1 protein-coding gene is annotated in these 1,400 nt (G+C 49.7%); it reads right to left on the bottom strand.

All coding sequences use genetic code 11. From position 1 onward, the window contains the following. Positions 1 to 250 precede the first annotated feature (250 nt). On the bottom strand, positions 251 to 1,360 hold the full coding sequence (locus tag EH55_RS00005) for an IS256 family transposase (RefSeq protein WP_051682485.1): 1,110 nt from the start codon (positions 1,358 to 1,360) through the stop codon (positions 251 to 253). Between the last annotated feature and the right edge of the window lie 40 nt (positions 1,361 to 1,400).

The raw sequence follows: 1,400 nt of genomic DNA, 5'->3' as shown, positions 1-1,400 counted from the left end.
AAATGTTTCCATTCCTTAGAGGAAGATTTCTAACGAGCGCAATATATGCACCCACGAAAATATAGAGTGGTTTCCATTCCTTAGAGGAAGATTTCTAGGTAGTGTAACTTATTCTGTGTAAACCCCTTGCCCCTGGATCGATGTAAGACATCAAAGGGTTACCGTTACTGCTTCAGTATCACCATAATGACATACGCTATCCGGGCTGTCAATGGACTGCAGCCCGGACTTTTCTTATAGGCGTTTAGGGCTATTCCAGATCTCCGGGTTCTATGCGTTCCTCAAAGTAAATGCACAGCTGTGACAGAATTTTACTCCAGTCCCTGTCCCTGCCGGTCCACTTTTCAGTGATGTCCATCGTCGCAAGATAAAGGAGCTTGAGAAGGGCGTCGTCTGAGGGGAAGATCGTACGTGTTTTTGTCACTTTCCTGAGCTGCCGGTTGTAGTTCTCGATCTGGTTTGTCGTATAGATCATCCGGCGCAGCTCATAGGGATACTTGAAATAAGCGGATAACTGAGGCCAGTTGTTCCGCCAGCTCGCTACCGAAGACGGGTATTTCGAGCCCCACTTCTCTTCAAGTCTGTCAAGCCCTTCCTCGGCCTGCTCCAGTGTAGGAGCCTGATAGACACCCTTCAAATCATTCATAAAAGCCTTAATGTCCTTGTAAGAGACGAATTTTGTCGTGTAACGGATCTGATGGACAATGCAGCGCTGGATTTCGGCCTTGGGATATACGGCGCTTATCGCATCTGCAAAGCCTGTCAGGCCGTCGACGGAGATAATGAAAATATCTTCGGTGCCGCGATTACGGATCTCGTTAAGGACACCGACCCAGTACTTGGCGCTCTCATTTCCGCCGACCCACAGGCCAAGGACTTCACGATGCCCGTCCAGTCTTGTCCCAATAGCAACATAAACGGCTTTCTTGACGGTTCGGCCGTCCTGCCTCACATTGAAATGCACGGCGTCCATAAAGACGACTGCATACTTTTTGGCCAGCGGCCGGTTCTGCCATTCTTTGGCAATCGGCAGAATTCGATCCGTCATTCGCGAAATCATTTCAGCAGAGGCATCCACACCGTAGATAGACTGCAGGTGAGCCGAGATATCCCGGGTCGTCATGCCTTTTGCATACATGGACAGGACCTGATCCTCTATATTTGAGATATCGGTCTGGTTCTTTTTGACTGACTGCGGTTCGAAGTCACCCTTGCGGTCTCTGGGGACGTCGATCGGGATATCTCCGGCCGAAGAGGTGACTGTTTTAGGGCTGTAGCCGTTGCGGCTGTCATCTGTATGCTTGTTCTTGTAGTCATATTTGCTGTAACCGAGATGGTCATCCATCTCGGCTTCCAGCATCTGCTGGATCGTATCTCCGAGAAAGATCCCTCAGCATAGC

Origin of the sequence: Synergistes jonesii (assembly GCF_000712295.1) — a bacterium.
Classification (GTDB): domain Bacteria; phylum Synergistota; class Synergistia; order Synergistales; family Synergistaceae; genus Synergistes; species Synergistes jonesii.
Note: the sequence above shows the minus strand (reverse complement) of the source record. Positions and strands in the feature narration are given on the sequence as shown.

Bases quoted from the DNA above. Each gene is read 5' to 3' on its own strand.
- EH55_RS00005 (WP_051682485.1), bottom strand. From the start codon at position 1,360: ATGCTGGAAGCCGAGATGGATGACCATCTCGGTTACAGCAAATATGAC.